This window comes from Comamonas testosteroni ATCC 11996, assembly GCF_000241525.1.
GTDB lineage: Bacteria > Pseudomonadota > Gammaproteobacteria > Burkholderiales > Burkholderiaceae_C > Comamonas > Comamonas testosteroni.
The window spans coordinates 144,355-161,932 of the sequence record NZ_AHIL01000025.1; the positions used below are offsets into that span (position 1 = coordinate 144,355).

A 17,578-nucleotide genomic window follows, 5' to 3' on the forward strand; every position below is an offset into this window, starting at 1 on the left:
AGTTGGTGAGCGGCTCGCTTGCTCGACTTGCTGCCTGCTTTTGTCTGCCCATGTCCCACGTCCTGCCTCCAACAATTGATTCTGCAGCTGCAAACCATTGGCAAATGTCCGCTCCGGCCGAATCCCCGTGGTTGCACGAAGAGGTGGCCAGCCGCATGCAGCAGCGCCTGGACTGGATAGTGAAGCCGCCTGAGAAATGGTGCCACTGGGAGCCGGTTCGCGGCGGCATGCAGGCACACCATCTGCTGCGCGAGCGCTATCCGCAGGCGGAATGCACGATCTATGAACCCGTAGCCCGCCGCGAGGCCGTGGCCCAGGACAAGCTCGGCAGCCGCTGGTGGCAGCTCTCGCGCTGGAAGGGGGCTGCCGTGCAGATGGGGGCGCCTGCAGATGCCAGCATGGACATGCTCTGGGTCAATATGCTGCTGCATACGGCCGCCGACCCGCAGACGCTGATCGAGCGCTGGCACAAGGCGCTCAAGGTCGACGGCTATGTCATGTTCTCCTGCCTCGGGCCGGATACGGTGCAGCAGTTGCATGGGCTCTACGCCGAACTGGGCTGGGGCCCGGCAGGTCATACGTTTACCGATATGCATGACTGGGGCGACATGCTGGTGCATTCGGGCTTTGCCGAGCCCGTGATGGACATGGAGCGCATCACACTGACCTTTGCCACGCCGCAGCGCCTGTTGCAGGAGCTGCGCGAACTGGGCCGCAATCTGCATCCCGGGCGTTTTGCCGGCCTGCGCGGCCGTGGCTGGAAGGCCGAGCTGCTGCAGAAAATGGCGGAGCGCTGGGCCGACAAGCAGCCCGATGGCCAACTTTCGCTGACCTTCGAGATCGTCTATGGCCACGCCTACAAACCGCAGCCCAAGCTGCGTCTGGAAGCCAACAGCGCCGTGTCGCTGGAAGACATGAAAGCCATGCTCAAGCAGCCCCGCAACACGGGTTTGCGATAGCACATCTGTCGTTTTCCGGTCATTGAATCGACACAAAGCTGCCTACAATTTCCCCAAGTTATTTCATGGATAGCAGCAATCCTTCGGGCTTCTCTCCTGCCTGAAGGAAAACAGACAGTGCGGCCCAAGCCGCCAGGGGAGATATCGGGTGTTTCGCTTTGCCAAAGGGACTGGCCAGCGGGTTCGACAGCGGCCGGTTTTCGCATTTCATCATCAGCTCAAGCCAGCCTCCTGCTGCGCTGACGCATCCCTGTGCCCGGCGGTGGCCGAAGTGCAGCAGCGTCCCATCTCCCCGTTTTCAGTTATGGCTGCCAGGCCAGTTTCAGCCATGTCCGGCGTTGGCCGTGAGATGCGCTTGCCAGTACGAGTTTCGAGTCCGGTCGGCCTTGCCTGCGCAAGGCCGATTGGCATGGGTTTCCGGTACATGCATTAGTGAATGCGCGCAGACAGTGCTATCAAATTCTGGGGCATGCTGCGTTGAAGTTCGCGAGGTAGTGTGAGTGTCACAGCCTTCTGGCCCGCAGCGGCGGAAGCGGTGTGAGCGAGTGGACAACTGAGGCTTTGAGGTAAGTGAAAACGATGAAAAACATTTCCACCAAGCTGGTTCCCTGGAGTTTGGCCTTGGCGGCGTGGGGCAGTTCCATGGCCTATGCGGCGCAGGATCTGCCGGGAGGTCCTGCCGTCAACCAACTCAATCTGCATCCGCCTGTGACACGCATTGCCGTGGAGCAGCACTGGCTGCACTGGATGATGCTCATCATCTGCACGGTGATCTTCATCGCGGTGTTCGGGGTGATGTTCTATTCCATCTGGAAGCACCGCAAATCCCAGGGAGCCAAGGCCGCGAACTTCCATGAATCGGTCAAGGTGGAAGTGGCCTGGACGGTGGCTCCCTTCATCATCGTGATTCTGATGGCGCTGCCTGCCACCAAGGTGCTGGTGGCACAGAAGGACACGACCAACGCCGACCTCACGATCAAGGCCACCGGCTACCAGTGGAAATGGGGCTATGACTATCTGAGCGGCGAGGGCGAAGGCCTGGGCTTTGTTTCCACGCTGGACAACGCCCAGCGTCAGATGTCCAACAGCGGCGATGTGAGCAAGGCGCCCAACGACTATCTGCTCAGGGTCGACAACCCGCTGGTCGTGCCTGTGGGCAAGAAGGTGCGCATCATCACCACGGCCAACGATGTGATCCACTCCTTCATGGTGCCGGCCTTTGGCATCAAGCAGGATGCGATTCCCGGCTTTGTGCGCGATACCTGGTTCAAGGCCGAGAAGACCGGCGACTACTACGGCCAGTGTGCCGAGCTGTGCGGCAAGGAGCATGCCTACATGCCCATCCATGTGAAGGTGCTGTCTGCCGAAGCCTACAGCGCCTGGGTGGCCGGAGAAAAGAAGAAGCTGGCCGCCAAGGCTGATGATCCGAACAAGGTCTGGGTGCTGGCCGATTTGGTAGCACGTGGCGAAAAAGTCTATGCGGCCAACTGCGCAGCCTGCCACCAGGCCAATGGCAAAGGGGCCGGTCCCATCAAGCCGCTGGACGGCAGTCCCGTGGTGCTGGGCCCCACAGCCGACATGATGCATGCCGTGCTCGAAGGCCGCGCCAACGGTGCCATGCCGGCCTGGAAGCAACTGAGCGACACCGAACTGGCCGCAGTGGTGACTTTTGCCAAGAACCACTGGAGCAACCAGACCGGCCAGCTGGTGCAGCCCGCCCAGTTCGTGGCTGCGCGTGGCGGCAAGTTCCCTGAAGGAGGAGGCAGTGCGGCACCCGCAGCTCCTGCTGCTGACTCTGCCGTCCCTGCGCAAGGTGCAGCCGCTGCGGCCAGCGACGCCGGCCCTTATCAGGTCTTTTTCGAGACAGGCAAGAGCGTGCTGGACGACAAGGCTCAGGCTGCGGTGAAGAAGGCGGCCGAGTACTGGAAGGCCCACAAGGACGGCAAGATTGCCCTGTCGGGCTTTGTGGACTCCACCGGCAACGCCGACAAGAACGCGGAGCTGGCCAAGGAGCGAGCCAAGGCCGTGGCCAAGCTGCTGGAGGACAGCGGCGTTGCGGGTGACCGCATCGAGCTGCGCAAGCCCGAGACCATCACGGCTGCAGCAGGTGCGGACCAGCAGGCACGCCGTGTTGACATCACGGTCGCGAAGTAAGCCCCGGGTATAGAGACCGATTGGAGAAAAGAATATGAGCGCCGTAGTTCCTCCCGTCCACACCCACGAGGGCCATGGTCACGACCATGGGCACGACGACCATCACGCCATGCCCTCGGGCTGGCGCCGCTGGCTGTTTGCCACCAATCACAAGGACATCGGCACGATGTACCTGCTGTTCTCCTTCACCATGCTGATGGTGGGAGGCATCCTGGCCATGCTGATCCGTGCCGAGCTGTTCGAGCCCGGCCTGCAGATCGTCAACCCCGAGCTGTTCAACCAGCTCACCACCATGCACGGCCTGATCATGGTGTTCGGCGCCATCATGCCGGCCTTCGTGGGCTTCGCGAACTGGATGCTGCCGCTGCAGATCGGTGCTTCCGACATGGCGTTTGCGCGCATGAACAACTTCAGCTTCTGGCTGCTGATTCCCGCCGGCATCATGCTGGTGGGCTCGTTCTTCATGCCCGGCGGTGCGCCGGCGGCCGGCTGGACGCTGTATGCGCCGCTGACGCTGCAGATGGGCCCGTCCATGGACACCAGCATCTTTGCCATGCACATCATGGGCGCCAGCTCCATCATGGGTGCGATCAACATCATCGTCACCATTTTGAACATGCGCGCGCCCGGCATGACGCTGATGAAGATGCCGCTGTTTGCCTGGACCTGGCTGATCACCGCCTATCTGCTGATCGCCGTGATGCCGGTGCTGGCCGGCGCCATCACCATGACGCTGACAGACCGTCACTTCGGCACCAGCTTCTTCAATCCTGCAGGCGGCGGCGATCCGGTGATGTACCAGCACATCTTCTGGTTCTTCGGCCACCCCGAGGTCTACATCATGATCTTGCCGGCCTTCGGCATCGTCAGCCAGATCGTGCCCGCCTTCAGCCGCAAGAAGCTGTTCGGCTACACCTCCATGGTCTATGCCGTGGCGGCGATTGCCATCCTGTCCTTCATCGTCTGGGCGCACCACATGTTCACCACCGGCATGCCGGTCACGGGTCAGCTGTTCTTCATGTATGCGACCATGCTGATCTCCGTGCCCACGGCCGTGAAGGTGTTCAACTGGACGGCCACCATGTGGCGCGGCTCCATGAGCTTTGAAACCCCGATGCTGTTCGCCGTGGGCTTCATCTTCGTGTTCACCATGGGCGGCTTCACGGGGCTGATCCTGTCCATGGCGCCCATCGACATCCAACTGCAGGACACCTATTACGTGGTGGCCCACTTCCACTATGTGCTGGTGGCCGGTTCGCTGTTCTCCATGTTCGCCGGCTATTACTACTGGTCGCCCAAGTGGACGGGCGTGATGTATTCCGAGACGCGCGGCCGCATCCACTTCTGGGGCTCGCTGATCTTCTTCAACATCACCTTCTTCCCCATGCACTTCCTGGGTCTGGCCGGCATGCCTCGTCGCTATGCCGACTACCCCATGCAGTTCGCCGACTTCAACATGATTGCCTCCCTGGGCGGCTTTGGCTTCGGTCTGATGCAGGTGTATTTCTTCCTGTTCGTCGTCTGGCCCGCGATGCGCGGTCATGGCGAAAAGGCGCCGCAAAAGCCCTGGGAAGCGGCCGAAGGCCTGGAGTGGGAAGTGCCTTCTCCGGCTCCGTTCCACACGTTCGAGACGCCTCCCAAGCTTGATGAAACCGCCACCAAGGTGATCGGTTGAGGAGGCGCGTATGACGACACAGGAGCAACGCAAGGCGAACCGGAGGCTGGGGCTGATCCTGGCCTCCACGGCTGCCGTGTTCTTTATCGGCTTTGTGGTGAAGATGGCCTGGCTGCATTGAGGCAGGCCGCTGGCAACCGAGTGAAGGAGCTTGAGGTGAGCATAGCCAAGGAAAACGCGAAGATGGTGGGCAAGCTGGCGATCGTTGCCCTGGGCATGTTTGCGTTCGGCTATGTGCTCATTCCCATCTACAAGCATATCTGCGAGCTGACGGGCATCAACATCCTGTCGCTGTCCGAAAAGCAGGTGCCCGGTGCCGGCGTGGCGGGCCGCGACGTGAAGCTTCCGCCCAACAGCCAGATCGACACCAGCCGCACCATCACCGTGGAGTTCGATGCCAATGCACGCGGGCCCTGGGACTTCAAGCCGGCCAAGCGTTCGGTGCAGGTCCACCCCGGTGAGCTGGCCACGGTGATGTATGAATTCCAGAACGTGCAGAACCGGCGCATGGCCGCTCAGGCCATCCCCAGCTATGCGCCGCGCCAGGCCACGGCCTTCTTCAACAAGATGGAGTGCTTCTGCTTTTCGCAGTACACGCTGGAGCCCGGCGAGAAGCGTGAATGGCCGGTGGCCTTTGTCATCGATCCGCGCATCTCCAAGGATGTGAAGACCATCACGCTGTCCTATACCTTCTTCGAGGTGGGCGGCAAGACCCCCGCAGCGCCCGAAGGCAGCACGGCTGCAGTCGTCACGCCAGGAGGCAGCTCATGACGCAGGACGTCAAGAAGACAGGCTTCTGGCGCAGCATTGTGGCCGTCGCCTGGGCCATGCTGGGCGTGCGCAAGGGCAAGGAGTACGAGAAGGATTTCGCCAGCATCACGCCGCTGCATGTGATTGCCGTGGGGCTGGTGGCGATTTTTGCCTTGGTATTAGCGTTGATATGGATCGTCAACCTGGTCGTTTAGCCTCTGGCTGAGGGCAGGTGTGGCGAATGCAGTGCCAGTGATAGTGGAGCGTCGGTCAAAACAACGATCAACAGAGTCAGGAGCCGAGTGATGAGTGCAATCCCGCAGGGCGCAACCCCTTACTACTATGTGCCAGCCGAATCCAGCCACCCCGTGATGGCGGCCATCGGCCTGTTCTTCGTGATTCTGGGTGCCGGCACCTGGATCAACGGCCACGAATGGGGAATGTATTCCCTGTTCTTCGGCTTGGTCTGGTGGCTGGCCGTGCTGTTTGTCTGGTTCCGCGATGCGGCGCGCGAGAGCGAGGCCGGGCTCAACAGCCGCAAGATCGACCTGTCCTACCGCTGGAGCATGAGCTGGTTCATCTTCTCGGAGGTGATGTTCTTCGGCGCCTTCTTCACCGCGCTGTGGTGGGCACGCGCGCACTCGGTGCCGGCACTGGGCAGTCTGGCCAACGAGCTGCTGTGGCCCAACTTCCAGGCCGTGTGGCCCAGTGTGGCTCCCGGAGCCACGGCGTCGCCCGCGAATATCGTCGAGCCGTTCAAGACCGTAGGGCCGTTCTGGCTGCCCACCATCAACACGGCGCTGCTGCTGACCTCGGGCGTGACGCTGACCATCGCCCACCATGCGCTGCAGGTCAACAACCGCGCGCGCTGCATCAGCTTCATGTGGATGACGGTGATTTTGGGCTTCGTATTCCTCTGCGTGCAGGGCTACGAATACCACCATCTCTACAACGACTACAACCTCAAGCTCAACTCTGGCGTTTTCGGCTCCACCTTCTACATGCTGACGGGCTTTCACGGCTTCCACGTGCTGGTGGGCATGCTGATGCTGTTCTTCATCACCATCCGCCTGATGAAAGGGGACTTTACCGACAAGCACCACTTCGGCTTTGAAGGTGCGGCCTGGTACTGGCACTTTGTGGACGTAGTCTGGGTCTTTCTCTACATCCTCGTGTACTGGATGTAAGACTCTCAAAAATAGAAGCGTCTTGCGCATGACCAACATCGGTTTCAGCATCAAACAATGCTGAATCCTATGAATGGCAAGCGCAAGGCGCTTTTGTTTTAGGAGCGTTATCCTGCGCGACTCAAAGCGGTCTATTGCCCGGGCTGCCAGCCTGTGGGCTGTATCCAGCCCAGCTTGGCCGCCATCAGAACGCAGAGAAACAGCGCAACCGACAAAGCCACACGCAGGGCCAGGGCGCGAAACATCTTGCGGCTTCGCTCGGCATCGTCGGCCTCCGAGTTTTCGCCGCCGTCGCCCCTGCGCATCATGAAGAAAAGCGCACTGCCGAGACTCGCCAAAATGGCGAGAAAGGCGAGAATGATCACGAATTTCATGAACGGATTATCTGGTGCGCATTTCCCGATTTCCAGACCTCTGGCGGTTTCTACTGATTTCTGCGGCGGCCTTGATCTGCGTGGCCGCCACAGCATCGCTGGGCTTTTGGCAACTGGGCCGGGCCGCGCAGAAGCAGGCTGTTTTCGATGCCATCACGCGCCAGCAGGCGCTGCAGCCCTGGCATAACGCCCAGCTGGCCGCCGAGGTGGCTCTGGCGGCAAACTCCGCCGGCGAAGCACAGAAGGCGCATCTGCTGCATAGACCCGTGCAGCTGCAAGGCCAGTGGCTGGCCGAGCAGACCCTCTTTCTGGACAACCGCCAGATGCAGGGTCGGGCCGGCTTCTATGTACTCACGCCCTTCAGATTGAGCGCTCCTTATGAGCACAGGGTCATCATCGTGCAGCGTGGCTGGGCGCCGCGCAACTTCATGGACCGCACGGTTCTGCCCGAGGTGCAGACGCCTGCAGGCACGGTCAGCATCGAGGGCAGGCTGGAGGCGCCACCGTCCAGGCTGATGGAGCTGGAAACGGCCCATGGCGGGGCAGACCCTGATGAGCAAAAGTCGCGCATCCGACAGAATGCAGACATTGCCCTGTGGGCGCAGCAAAGCGGCTTGCCGCTGCTGGCGCTGAGCGTGGTGCAAGGCGGCGGCGCAAGCGAAGGCTTGCTGCGCGACTGGCCGCAGATCAATGCCGGTGTGCAAAAGCACTACGGCTATGCATTTCAGTGGTTCGGACTCAGTGTCTTGGTGGTGTTGCTCTATGTCTGGTTTCAACTCGTCCGACGCTTTTACCCCCGCCGCCGCGCCGCGCAGCCCGAGGGATGAACCGCTGAGCTTTGCGGTCCACAGCCTGCCCGATCCCGCGCATACCCAGGCACGGCAGATGCAGGCGCGCAGCGGTCGCTGGAAGATGCTGGCCGTGCTGCTGGTCTGTGCGGCGCCGGTGCTGGCCTCCTACTTCACCTATTACGTGTTGCGTCCTTCGCAGCAGCGCAGCTACGGCGAGCTGATTGCCGAGCAGCCCGGCCTGCCCGATGTGCAGGCGCAGACGCTGGACGGCCGCAGCGTGAATCTGAACAGCCTCAAGGGCCAGTGGCTGCTGCTGAGCACCAGTGCCGGGGACTGCGGGCAGCGCTGTCAGGAGCATCTCTATCTGCAGCGCCAACTGCGTGAAACCCTGGGTCGTGAAAAGGACCGGCTGGACTGGGTCTGGCTCATCAGCGACCAGCAGCCCGTGCCTGAAAAAATCCTGCCGGCTGCCGAGCAAGCCATAACGGTACGTGTGCCCGCTGCAGTCATCGGCAACTGGCTCAAGCCCGAGGTCGGGCATGCACTGGACGAGCATCTGTATGTGGTCGATCCGCAGGGGCATTGGATGATGCGCTTTCCAGCAAGCATGGATAAAGCCACGGCCGGCAAGGCCAAGCGCGATCTGGAGCGGCTGCTGCGCGCCTCTGCCTCATGGGACGAGGCCGGGCGGGCTACGGTCGATGCAGCACGGAAATAGGTGTTGAAACCGGCTTTAGCCTGCTTTCGCAAGGCACTGCCAGCCATCTGAATCACAGTCAGCGAGGAGGGCCGCATGCAGGCAGAAATCTCGGATTTGAACGGCGCTGTTCCGGCTGCAGGAGCGGCTGCTTCGCGCTGGGCGCAGTACTACGCGCTGACCAAGCCCAAGGTGGTGCAGCTCATCGTCTTTTGCGCCTTCATCGGCATGGTGCTGGCCGTGCCGGGCGTTCCCGGCTGGCAGGATTGGGGCCGCATGCTGGCGGCCTGCGCGGGCATCTGGCTGGTTGCGGCAGCGGCAGCGGCCTTCAACTGCCTGGTCGAGCGCAGCATTGATGCACGCATGAAGCGCACGGCCTGGCGGCCCACGGCGCGCGGCGAGCTCTCGCATTCCCAGGCCCTGCTGTTTTCGGCCTTGCTGTGCGCAGCAGGTGCCGCCATCTTGCTGCTGGCCGTGAATGCTCTCACGCTGTGGCTGACGCTGGCCACCTTCATTGGTTACGCCGTGATCTACACGCTGGTGCTCAAACCTTTGACGCCGCAGAACATCGTCATCGGCGGGGCATCGGGCGCCATGCCGCCCGTTCTGGGCTGGGCGGCGATGACGGGGCAGGTTGGGCATGAAGCCCTGCTGCTTTTTCTCATCATCTTTCTCTGGACGCCGCCGCATTTCTGGGCGCTGGCGCTGTACCGAGTGGAGGATTACCGCCGCGCCGGTTTGCCCATGCTGCCGGTCACGCATGGCAATGCCTTCACGCGGCTGCAGGTGTTTCTCTATACCCTGGTGCTGTTTGCCGGCTGTCTGCTGCCTTTTGTGGTGGGCATGAGTGGCTATCTCTACCTTTTTGCCGCAGTGATTCTGGGGTTGGGCTTTTGCGGTTATGGTTGGGCACTGCTGCGCAACTACTCGGATGCGCTGGCACGCAAGACCTTCCGCTTTTCCCTGATCCATCTGAGCCTGCTGTTTGCTGCGCTGCTGGTGGATCACTACCTAGCCTGATCGACCATGGATAAACGAGCTGCGCTGCGCGTACTCGGCGCTTTAGGCGCCGCAACACTGGCCGGTGCGGCCACATTGACATTGACTGGCTGCAAGGACGATAGCAAGCCCAAGTTTCAGGGCGTGGATGTGACGGGCGCAGACTACGCCAAGGACATTCCGCTCACCGATGTCCACGGAAAAAAGCGCAGCCTCAAGGACTTCTCGGGCAAGGTGGTGGCCGTGTTCTTCGGCTACACCCAATGCCCCGATGTCTGCCCCACCACGCTGCAGGAGTTGCTTGAAGTCAAGCAGGCGCTGGGCGCCGATGGCGACAAGCTGCAGGCCGTGTTTGTGTCGCTGGACCCCGAGCGTGACACGCCTGAGGTGCTCAAGGCCTATCTGGCCAACTTCGACGAGAGCTTTGTGGGGCTCAGCGGTACGGCCGACGAGATTGCTGCCGTGGCCAAGGATTTCAAGATTTTCTTCAAGAAGGTGCCAGGCAAGGTTGACGGAACTTACACCCTCGATCACTCGGCCGGTACCTATCTTTTCGATCCCCAGGGCCGGTTGCGCGTTTACGAGCGCTACGGCGCGGGGCCGCAGCTGCTGACTCAGGACGTGAAGGCACTGCTGGGCTGAAGCTGTCGCGACCAGCAGCATTGGTCTCGAACTCTGAAAATTATTGTTACATGTTGGTGTTTGATATAGCGCAAGGAGAGCGTGCGATGTCGCGCGCATAGTGAGCGACTTCAAACACTTGGCAAGGCTCGATCCGGCTTTCTAGAGTTGGGCATGCAGGCCGTTGATGCAGCATGGGGAGTGGCTGCACGCAGGGACGCCAGAGTGGATATCTGGAGTCTGTGTATGGCCGAGTGCCCTTTTTCTTCAATGCTCAAACCGGTGTCTGAACCAGCGCTGGCGGACTGTCAGCGTCGGTTGCGACTGGCCATGTCGGCCTGGCAGGAGGGGGTGAGCCTTTCCGTCATGCTGAGCCGGCGTGAGCAGCAGGCACTGGATGCCGCTCCGGACGGCATTTTGCTCGTGGACCGCGACGGGCACATCGTGACGGCCAACGCCGCCATGCAGGCCATTTCAGGCTACGGGCGCGGCGAGCTCGAAGGGCAGGCGCTGGACACGCTGCTGCCGCCCGAGTTTCAGGCCGGGCATGGCCATTACCTGCGCAGCTACTTTGCCCAGCCATCGCGCCGGCCCATGGGGCTGGGTGGCGTGCTGTGGCTGCAGCGCAAGCAGGGCAATGCCGTGCCGGTGGACATTGCTCTTGGCTATTTTGGCGATGACGACAAAGGTCTGGCCATTGCCTTTGTGCGCGATGTGACGGAGTTGCATCAGATGCAGCAACGCCTGAAGTTTCAGGCCACCAAGGACACCCTGACCGGACTCAATAATCGCTGGCAATTCGGCCAGGAGCTGCAGGAGCAACTCAAGCTCGCACAGGCCGACGGCGAAGCACTGGCCCTGCTGCAGCTGGATCTCGACAACTTCAAGGCCATCAATGACGGCTACGGGCATGCGGCAGGCGATCAGCTGCTGCGGGAGGTCGCCAGGCGGCTGAAGTCCCAGCTGCGCAGCGAGGGCGTGCTGGCACGCCTGGGTGGCGATGAATTCATGGTGCTGCTGGTGGGTGAGAATGCGGCCCGCGCCCGCTTCTGGAGCGAACAGATACTGGCTGCGCTCTCCATCCCCTTCAAGCATGACGGGCTGGCGCTGGATTTTGGTGCCAGCGTGGGCATTGCCCTTTATCCCGACGATGCGCAGACTGGCGACGACCTGATGCGTTTCGCCGATATGGCCATGTACAGCGCCAAGGCCCAGGGGCGTGGCCATGCGGTGTTTTTCGAACCTGCCATGGGCAAGGAGATGGCTGAACGCGTGCAACTGGCCGAGCGCTTGCGCATGGCGCTCAGCTATGGTGGCTTGCAACTGCACTACCAGCCTCAGGTCAAGGTCGAGAGCACCGCAGTGGTGGCTGTGGAGGCCCTGCTGCGCTGGCATGATCCCTTGCTGGGCAATGTCAGTCCGGCGCGCTTTATTCCGGTGGCCGAGGCCTCGGGCCAGATCGTGGCTCTGGGCAACTATGTGCTCGACGCAGCCTGCAAGCAGATCGCTTTGTGGCTCAAGGCCGGTACGCCGCTGCGGGTTGCGGTCAATCTTTCTGCCTATCAACTGCGGCAGGTGAATCTGGTTGAGCAGGTCAGCAGCTGTTTGCAGCGCTATCAGGTACCGCCGCAATGGCTGGAGCTGGAGGTAACCGAATCCCAGGCCATGATCAACCCCGCTCAGGGGAGCGAAGTGCTGCAGGCTCTGGCGCGGCTGGGAGTGACGATTGCGCTGGATGATTTTGGTACCGGCCATTCGTCATTGGCCTATCTTCAATATCTGCCGCTGCAGCGCGTCAAGCTGGGGCGGGAGTTTCTGTTTCCGTCGCCTTGTCGGGACAGGCTGATGGGCGGCATTGTGCATATGGCCCATGCGCTGGATCTGGAGGTGGTGGCCGAAGGTGTCGAAGAACTCGATCAGCTGCAGCTGCTGCGTGACATCGGCTGCGAGTTCTTCCAGGGCTGGCTGCATTCGCGTGCCATGCCCGCCGAGCAGGTGCGGGACTGGCTGGCAGTGGCTTGATGATATTGACTGACGGGATTAGCGTGGCTGCTGCTTCCAGTCCGGCACGGGAAAATGCTCGTTGGATGCGGTGACGATCAGGTCCAGCACCGGCTTGCCATCCTCGTTGAAGCGTACTCCGGGGCCCCAACGCGCCTGTTGGCGCTGGCCCGAGAACCAGAACAGCTTGCGCTCCCAGCTGCCGGGCTTGGGCGGCTTGCGGTTGGCCTGAATCAGGTGCTCCTGTATGCGTTGCAGGCCTGCTGTGAGACGCCACGGAGCCAACTGCAGAAGAGCAGCTCGTAGCTCTTGCACCCAGGCCTCTGGCGCGGGCGAGAAGCGCTGAAATGACTGACTTGCGGCAAGTCTTCGCACGCGTTCGTGAAGCTCGATGCCATACAGTGCGCAGGCCTCGCTGACCTTGCCTTGTGCCATCAGATTGCGTGCCTTGCGCTCCAGAGCCGAGTCCTTGGGGGCCTCTGCCGGCGACCACAGCCAGCGGGCATCGCTCCACTGATGGCGGCAGTTGTAGAGAAATTCGGACGACACAAGCAATTGCCAGCCCGGCATCTTTGACTGCATGACCGATCGAACCAGCAGGCAGGGCTGGCGCTTGCGGGTGGCGGGGCCGTAGGCCGCAAGCACGGCGGTGGTGCGCGCCGCAGGTCGTCCGCGATCATCTCGCGGCCAGGACTGAAGCAGGCGCATGAGGTCGATAGCGGCCACATCGGCCTTGAGCCGTTCAAGTGCCTGCTGTGCATCCGCGAGCTCGTCCAGCAGGCCGAGGTTCAGCTCCTGATCCATCGAAGGGACACAGGTTTCAGTCTCATCGGTAGACGGACTGCAAGCCAAGGCCTGGATGGTGACTTGTTCCGGTGCTGCATCAGGCGCTGCGCGCCATTCATGCAGCAGCTGAGCAAAGCGCCCGGGGTTGCAGCTGACTTCATGGTGTATGACTTCACCGGCCGCATCACGCAGCGTGATCCAGGCATGAAGCCGATGCTCCGCGCCCAACTGCATGGCCTCCTCATACCTGGTGGCCGAGAAAGAGCCGTTGCCACCGTGGTGCACAAAGAATTCGACATCCATGCAACCGGCTGCTGCGCTGCTGGTAATGCGTGTTCTGGCTGCGTCCTTGTGCTCGGTCTGGCAATCCGGCAGCTGCAGCCATTGCTGCGAAATCTGGGCAATGAAGTCGTGCATGAAGAAAATGAAAAAAGCGTCTGAGCTGCGTCAGTCGTCAAAAAGACCGATGTAGCTCAGTCCGTTGTAGAGCTTATTCGGATCGGTGATCGGCTCGGTTGGGTCGGCATAGACAAACATGGCGTTGGCCGTGTGAATGCCATGGGTTTCACAGGCTTGCACGATGAGCGCGAGCGATGTGTCGGAGTCCAGAGTGCTGTGGCTCACCAAGGCAGAGACAGGGACTGGCTCGGGCAGCCAGATCATCAGCAGAAGGTCTTCGTCGAACAGAAATTGTCTGCCCAGGTCCTGGCAGAAGCCGCAGCCCGTGACATCTTGCTTGCTGCTTTCAATGTCTTCGACTTCCAGCTCCCAGTAACTGTCTGCATGTTCAAAGTAGCGGGCAAATTCCGGCTCGCCCAATGGCGTATTTCCTATCCAGAAATGCAGCGCAGAAAAAGGCGCGGGCGGTGGTGCTGGACCCAGCTCCTCGACCCAGTCGAACAGGGTTCCGGGCTTGAGGCGGTGGCGCTTTTCCAGTTCCGGAAAGCCGCCGCCGGGTGTGCGGTTCAGCGCTTCGTCCACCAGGGCTTTGCGAAACGCCAGCGAATAGGTCTTGCCGGATTGGTTTTCAGACTTCATTGGGCGGGTCCGTAGTGCATGACCACGAGCTTGTTCAAAGGCTCCGGGTAGTCCCAGAAGGCTTCTTCCAGTTCCTGCAACTGCTCATGCTCGGCGTCCGTCAGCAGCGCAGGCAGATCGGAGAAGTCCACATTCTCTGGCATGTCTTCAAATCGCCTGAGCACCGCAAACATGTCTTGCAGACATTGCTGCGTGACGGGGGCGCCTATGGCTTGCAGAGCCTGCAGTGTGAGCTGATGGTTCTCCACTCCCCAGTTGCCCAGAAACTGCAGAAAGCCGCCGTTGTTGATATCGGCTTCCATGCGCCACAAAGCCACCAGCTCATGCTGGACCGGGGATATCTGTGTAACGTCCCATTGGGCGCCGAGCAGCGCGCCCATGGCCTGGTTGTAGAGACTGTCCTGATCCATGTCCCAGACGCTGACCATGCCTGCGGGAGATGGCTGCCACAACGCCGGCCAGTTCAGACCGTGATCCTCGTCGCTCAGAACCCAGTGCAGCCTTTGCTCGGGCGTGGCTTTTTCGAGGCGGATATGCCGCTTGATGGGCTCGGCCAGTTCGCGTCCGTCCGCGAGTGCCAGCCAGATGGTCTGCTCGTCGATGCGAACGCCTGTGATGCGGTTGCTTCGTGGGTCCATGGCTCAGCTTTTTGCAGCGGTTTGATCCATCACCGTCTCGGCGGCCTGGTGCATCTTGGCCAGCTCGCGCGCCGGAATGGGGTGCTCGCCGTTGGCCATGCGTGTCAGCAGCGAGTGCAGCATCTCGGTGGAAAGGCCGTGCAGCACCAGGCGGTAGGCGGCATACAGGGTGGACAGGGGCACCATGGGATGCTTGTTGTTGAGCAGCACCAGGTGCTCAGGCGAGGCCAGGATCTTGGCGCAGTAGATGGCAACGGTTTCGTCGAGCTGCAGCGAGTTGCTGGCGCGCCAGAAGTCGTTGTCGGTCAGCAGCAACTGGTAGATGGGCGTGTACAGCTCAATGGCGCTTTGCAGGTCGATGACGTTGAAGCGCCCGCGCGGCATGTCTTCGAGCCTGAGATCGGGCTCGCGGATCATGGAGAAATCGGGCTCGGCCACGGGCACCAGTTCCTGCCCGTTCTCGCGCAGAGCCTTGTTCAGACGAATCACGAAGTTGAAGAGGTTGAGGTCGTGCTTGAGAAACAGCTCGTCCTTCACATCGTCGATTTCCATGGGCGTCAATGGCGCCGTGCTGACCTTGGTGGGGGCATTGGCGGCGACGAAGGCCAGTACCTGGGAGCCCAGATGAAAGTGGCGCATGATGAGCCAGTTGGCCTCTGGCGAGAGAAACTTCTTCATGCCGAAGGCCAGCAGGCGGTGCAGCAGCATGGAGTGCGACCAGCGCTTGGGCAGAAAGATCTTCAGCGCCTGAATGATGATCATGGACAGCCGCGCCAGCGGCCGCATGGCCGGCAGAAAGAACTGGCGCGAGCTGCTGCTGCAGTCGCGTAGCCAGGCGGCCTTGACGTCATCGGGCAAAGGTGTGCTCTGGTCGAGGTAGAGCGCCAGCCAGGGGCTGGGGTCGCGCTCGTCCCAGACATGGTCGTTGAACTCGTTCTTCATGAATCCTCCCGGTGCTTCTTGCTGCTTCTAGTTATCGCTCGGCCAGCACATGCTGAAACTGCATCAGGTACATGGCGGCCGTGTTGCGCGCGGTCTGCAGTATGGCCTGCTGGGCCGTGCCTTCACTGTCCAGCTCCAGCGCCATCTGCACGGCCAGCAGCCAGCGCTCCAGGTGGTTCTCGTCGTTGGCGCCGTGGTATTCGAGAAAGCGGAAGGCATCTGGCGGCAGCGGCAGGCTCTGGCGCAGCAGGGGCAGCAGGCTGGGAACGATGCGCTGGCCCGTGCCTTCGATGATGTAGATGGCGCCCAGCAGGCCGATCGGGTTGGGCGTGGCAGCCAGGCTGTGCAGATAGGCATTGAGCGCTTCGCCGCCTGGGTTGCGGCGCAGGCGGTTAATGTCGGTCTCGGTGCCGCCGGCCTTCAGATAGTCGCTGTGCAGAATCTTGAAGTCGTTCTGCTCCTCGCCTGCATGCAGGTCGATCAGCGAGGCCAGCGTGGCGTAGTCGCCGGTCAGCGAGGCCGCGCCTTCGCGCATCCACAGACTGCCTTCGCGCACCTGGGGAATCCAGTGACTCATCCAGCGCAGATAGTCGGTGATCTGCAACTGGCGCGTGCGCATGCGCTGGAGCAGGGGAGTGCGCCAGACATTGCTGCGGTAGTCCTGCCAGATGCTGGCCAGCTCGGTCAGCAGCGGCGCCAGTTGCGATGGCGCAGCGGCCGGGTCATGGGGTGCGGCGATGGTGGATACATCGGGAAGAGCATCATCCGGCAGCGCCGCCGACTGTGCCGATTTCCGAGGGGTGCTGGCCTCTGGCGTTTGCTCGGTATTCGCATCCAGCTCTACTTCCCATAGCATGTAGCCTGCTGTGAAACGGCCCGATTCGGGGATGAAGCAGAGCACTGTGTCGCCGGCTTTCAGACGCTGGCCCTGTTTTTGCAAAAACTCCGACAGCATGATGAAGATGGAGGCCGCCCCCGTGTTGCCGCGCCATGCCAGATTGCTCCACCAGCGCTCGCGCGGAATGCTGAGCTGGGCCTTGCCCAGCAGCTCGTCGACAACGGGGATGAAGCGCTCCGACGAGTAGTGGCAGAGAAAGTGGTCTATGCCGCGTTCGGGCACCCAGCCCTGGTGGGCAAGGGCTGCATATTCGTGAATGCAGACATCGAACAGATGCGGCAGCAGACGAATGTCCTGACGCAGTGCCAGAGCGCCTGCGGCCTCTGCATCGCTCCAGGCAGGGAAGTCCAGATGGCTTTTTCCGCGATCGGCCGTCATGCCCAGCTGCATGCACACGGGGTAGTCGCCGGCAAAGCTGCGCTGGTGTGTCCACTTGAGCTTGAGGCGCAGTCCGTTGGCCTGAGGCAGTGCCTTGGGGCCGCCCAGCAGCACGGCGCCCGCGCCGTCGGACAGCATCCAGCGCAGAAAATGGGCGTCAAAGTCTGTGTCATAGCCCTGGGCCGCAAAGCGCGAACGCTTGAAAAGGCGCGAGGGCATTTCGCTGGCCACCGACAGGGCCAGCGCATGGGCGCCGCTTTCCACTGCCATGGCAGCGGCCTGCATGGCGCCCACACTGGCGGCGCAGACCCCATGCACAGAAAGCGTTTCCATGGGCGGGGCGGCCATCTCGCCCTGAATCATGCTGGCAAAGCCGGGCATCAGCGCGTCCCCCCCCGAGGAGCCGCTGGACAGAAAGCCTACATCGCCGAGCTTTTTGCCAGCCAGGGCCAGAGTCTCCTCGATGGCTCCGGCAGCCATCTGGGCGTTGCTGAACACCGTCTGGCCTTCGCCATCAATGGCGTAGTGGCGGGTCTGGATGCCGTTTTCGGCCAGGATGCGGCGCTTGATACGCTCGGAGATGCGGTTCAGCGGTGCGACAAACGCATCCATGCCAGCATTGTCCACCGGGGCACCGGGCAGAAACATGCCGGCAGATTGCAGATAGACGTTGGAATAGGCAACAGGCAT

Annotated in this window: 18 protein-coding genes; 12 read left to right on the top strand and 6 right to left on the bottom strand. The window is 61.7% G+C overall.

From position 1 onward, the window contains the following. Positions 1-50: 50 nt before the first annotated feature. The 7 genes from CTATCC11996_RS09400 to CTATCC11996_RS09425 all read left to right on the top strand — a co-directional run bounded on the left by CTATCC11996_RS09400 (position 51) and on the right by CTATCC11996_RS09425 (position 6,725). On the top strand, positions 51-959 hold the full coding sequence (locus tag CTATCC11996_RS09400; RefSeq protein ID WP_034348553.1) for a class I SAM-dependent methyltransferase: 909 nt from the start codon (positions 51-53) through the stop codon (positions 957-959). A 579-nt stretch (positions 960-1,538) separates the two neighbouring features. Further along, a complete protein-coding gene (gene coxB / locus CTATCC11996_RS09405) occupies positions 1,539-3,113 on the top strand; it encodes a cytochrome c oxidase subunit II (RefSeq protein WP_003075483.1) in 1,575 nt (524 codons plus the stop codon). A 34-nt stretch (positions 3,114-3,147) separates the two neighbouring features. After that, positions 3,148-4,788: a cytochrome c oxidase subunit I gene (gene ctaD / locus CTATCC11996_RS09410; protein ID WP_003075485.1), complete on the top strand. Its 1,641-nt coding sequence runs from the start codon at positions 3,148-3,150 to the stop codon at positions 4,786-4,788. 10 nt (positions 4,789-4,798) lie between these two features. Next, positions 4,799-4,909 carry a cytochrome oxidase small assembly protein gene (locus CTATCC11996_RS26225; RefSeq protein WP_003075487.1) on the top strand — a complete coding sequence of 37 codons (111 nt, stop codon included), beginning with the start codon at positions 4,799-4,801 and terminating at the stop codon, positions 4,907-4,909. 35 nt (positions 4,910-4,944) lie between these two features. Continuing rightward, entirely contained in the window at positions 4,945-5,559 is a 615-nt protein-coding gene (locus CTATCC11996_RS09415) for a cytochrome c oxidase assembly protein (protein WP_003075489.1), read from the top strand. Next, positions 5,556-5,753, top strand: coding sequence for a DUF2970 domain-containing protein (locus tag CTATCC11996_RS09420; protein ID WP_003071276.1), 198 nt, complete (start codon positions 5,556-5,558; stop codon positions 5,751-5,753). The genes CTATCC11996_RS09415 and CTATCC11996_RS09420 overlap by 4 nt, the downstream gene beginning before the upstream one ends. A gap of 90 nt (positions 5,754-5,843) precedes the next feature. After that, entirely contained in the window at positions 5,844-6,725 is an 882-nt protein-coding gene (locus tag CTATCC11996_RS09425) for a cytochrome c oxidase subunit 3 (RefSeq protein ID WP_003051795.1), read from the top strand. Positions 6,726-6,856: 131 nt separating this feature from the next. Here CTATCC11996_RS09425 and CTATCC11996_RS09430 read toward each other — a convergent pair whose 3' ends face one another. Then, on the bottom strand, positions 6,857-7,099 hold the full coding sequence (locus CTATCC11996_RS09430; RefSeq protein WP_003075492.1) for a twin transmembrane helix small protein: 243 nt from the start codon (positions 7,097-7,099) through the stop codon (positions 6,857-6,859). Between the two features lie 14 nt (positions 7,100-7,113). Between CTATCC11996_RS09430 and CTATCC11996_RS09435 the strand changes: the two genes are divergently transcribed. From CTATCC11996_RS09435 to CTATCC11996_RS09455, 5 genes are all read left to right on the top strand, one after another. Next, positions 7,114-7,926 carry an SURF1 family protein gene (locus CTATCC11996_RS09435; RefSeq protein ID WP_034348558.1) on the top strand — a complete coding sequence of 271 codons (813 nt, stop codon included), beginning with the start codon at positions 7,114-7,116 and terminating at the stop codon, positions 7,924-7,926. Continuing rightward, the gene (locus tag CTATCC11996_RS09440; RefSeq protein ID WP_080569848.1) at positions 7,862-8,608 is read left to right on the top strand and encodes a hypothetical protein; all 747 of its coding nucleotides are present in this window, start codon (positions 7,862-7,864) and stop codon (positions 8,606-8,608) included. Before CTATCC11996_RS09435 ends, CTATCC11996_RS09440 begins: the two co-directional genes overlap by 65 nt. Positions 8,609-8,683: 75 nt before the next feature. Next, positions 8,684-9,607: a heme o synthase gene (cyoE, locus tag CTATCC11996_RS09445; protein ID WP_003075499.1), complete on the top strand. Its 924-nt coding sequence runs from the start codon at positions 8,684-8,686 to the stop codon at positions 9,605-9,607. Between the two features lie 6 nt (positions 9,608-9,613). Continuing rightward, positions 9,614-10,228, top strand: coding sequence for an SCO family protein (locus CTATCC11996_RS09450; protein WP_034348560.1), 615 nt, complete (start codon positions 9,614-9,616; stop codon positions 10,226-10,228). Between the two features lie 225 nt (positions 10,229-10,453). Then, positions 10,454-12,229 carry a putative bifunctional diguanylate cyclase/phosphodiesterase gene (locus tag CTATCC11996_RS09455; protein WP_034348613.1) on the top strand — a complete coding sequence of 592 codons (1,776 nt, stop codon included), beginning with the start codon at positions 10,454-10,456 and terminating at the stop codon, positions 12,227-12,229. Between the two features lie 18 nt (positions 12,230-12,247). On the opposite strand, the gene CTATCC11996_RS09460 is transcribed toward CTATCC11996_RS09455, so the two are convergent. The 5 genes from CTATCC11996_RS09460 to CTATCC11996_RS09480 are packed head-to-tail and all read right to left on the bottom strand — an operon-like array spanning position 12,248 to position 17,578. Further along, entirely contained in the window at positions 12,248-13,411 is a 1,164-nt protein-coding gene (locus tag CTATCC11996_RS09460) for a hypothetical protein (RefSeq protein WP_003075504.1), read from the bottom strand. 30 nt (positions 13,412-13,441) lie between these two features. Then, positions 13,442-14,032 (bottom strand): immunity 22 family protein, encoded by a 591-nt coding sequence (locus CTATCC11996_RS09465; RefSeq protein ID WP_003075506.1) that lies wholly within the window; start codon positions 14,030-14,032, stop codon positions 13,442-13,444. Beyond that, a complete protein-coding gene (locus CTATCC11996_RS09470; protein ID WP_003075509.1) occupies positions 14,029-14,670 on the bottom strand; it encodes a DMP19 family protein in 642 nt (213 codons plus the stop codon). Before CTATCC11996_RS09470 ends, CTATCC11996_RS09465 begins: the two co-directional genes overlap by 4 nt. A gap of 3 nt (positions 14,671-14,673) precedes the next feature. Beyond that, positions 14,674-15,612 carry a DUF6999 family protein gene (locus tag CTATCC11996_RS09475; RefSeq protein WP_003075511.1) on the bottom strand — a complete coding sequence of 313 codons (939 nt, stop codon included), beginning with the start codon at positions 15,610-15,612 and terminating at the stop codon, positions 14,674-14,676. 31 nt (positions 15,613-15,643) lie between these two features. Then, positions 15,644-17,578 (bottom strand): StlD/DarB family beta-ketosynthase, encoded by a 1,935-nt coding sequence (locus CTATCC11996_RS09480; RefSeq protein ID WP_003075513.1) that lies wholly within the window; start codon positions 17,576-17,578, stop codon positions 15,644-15,646.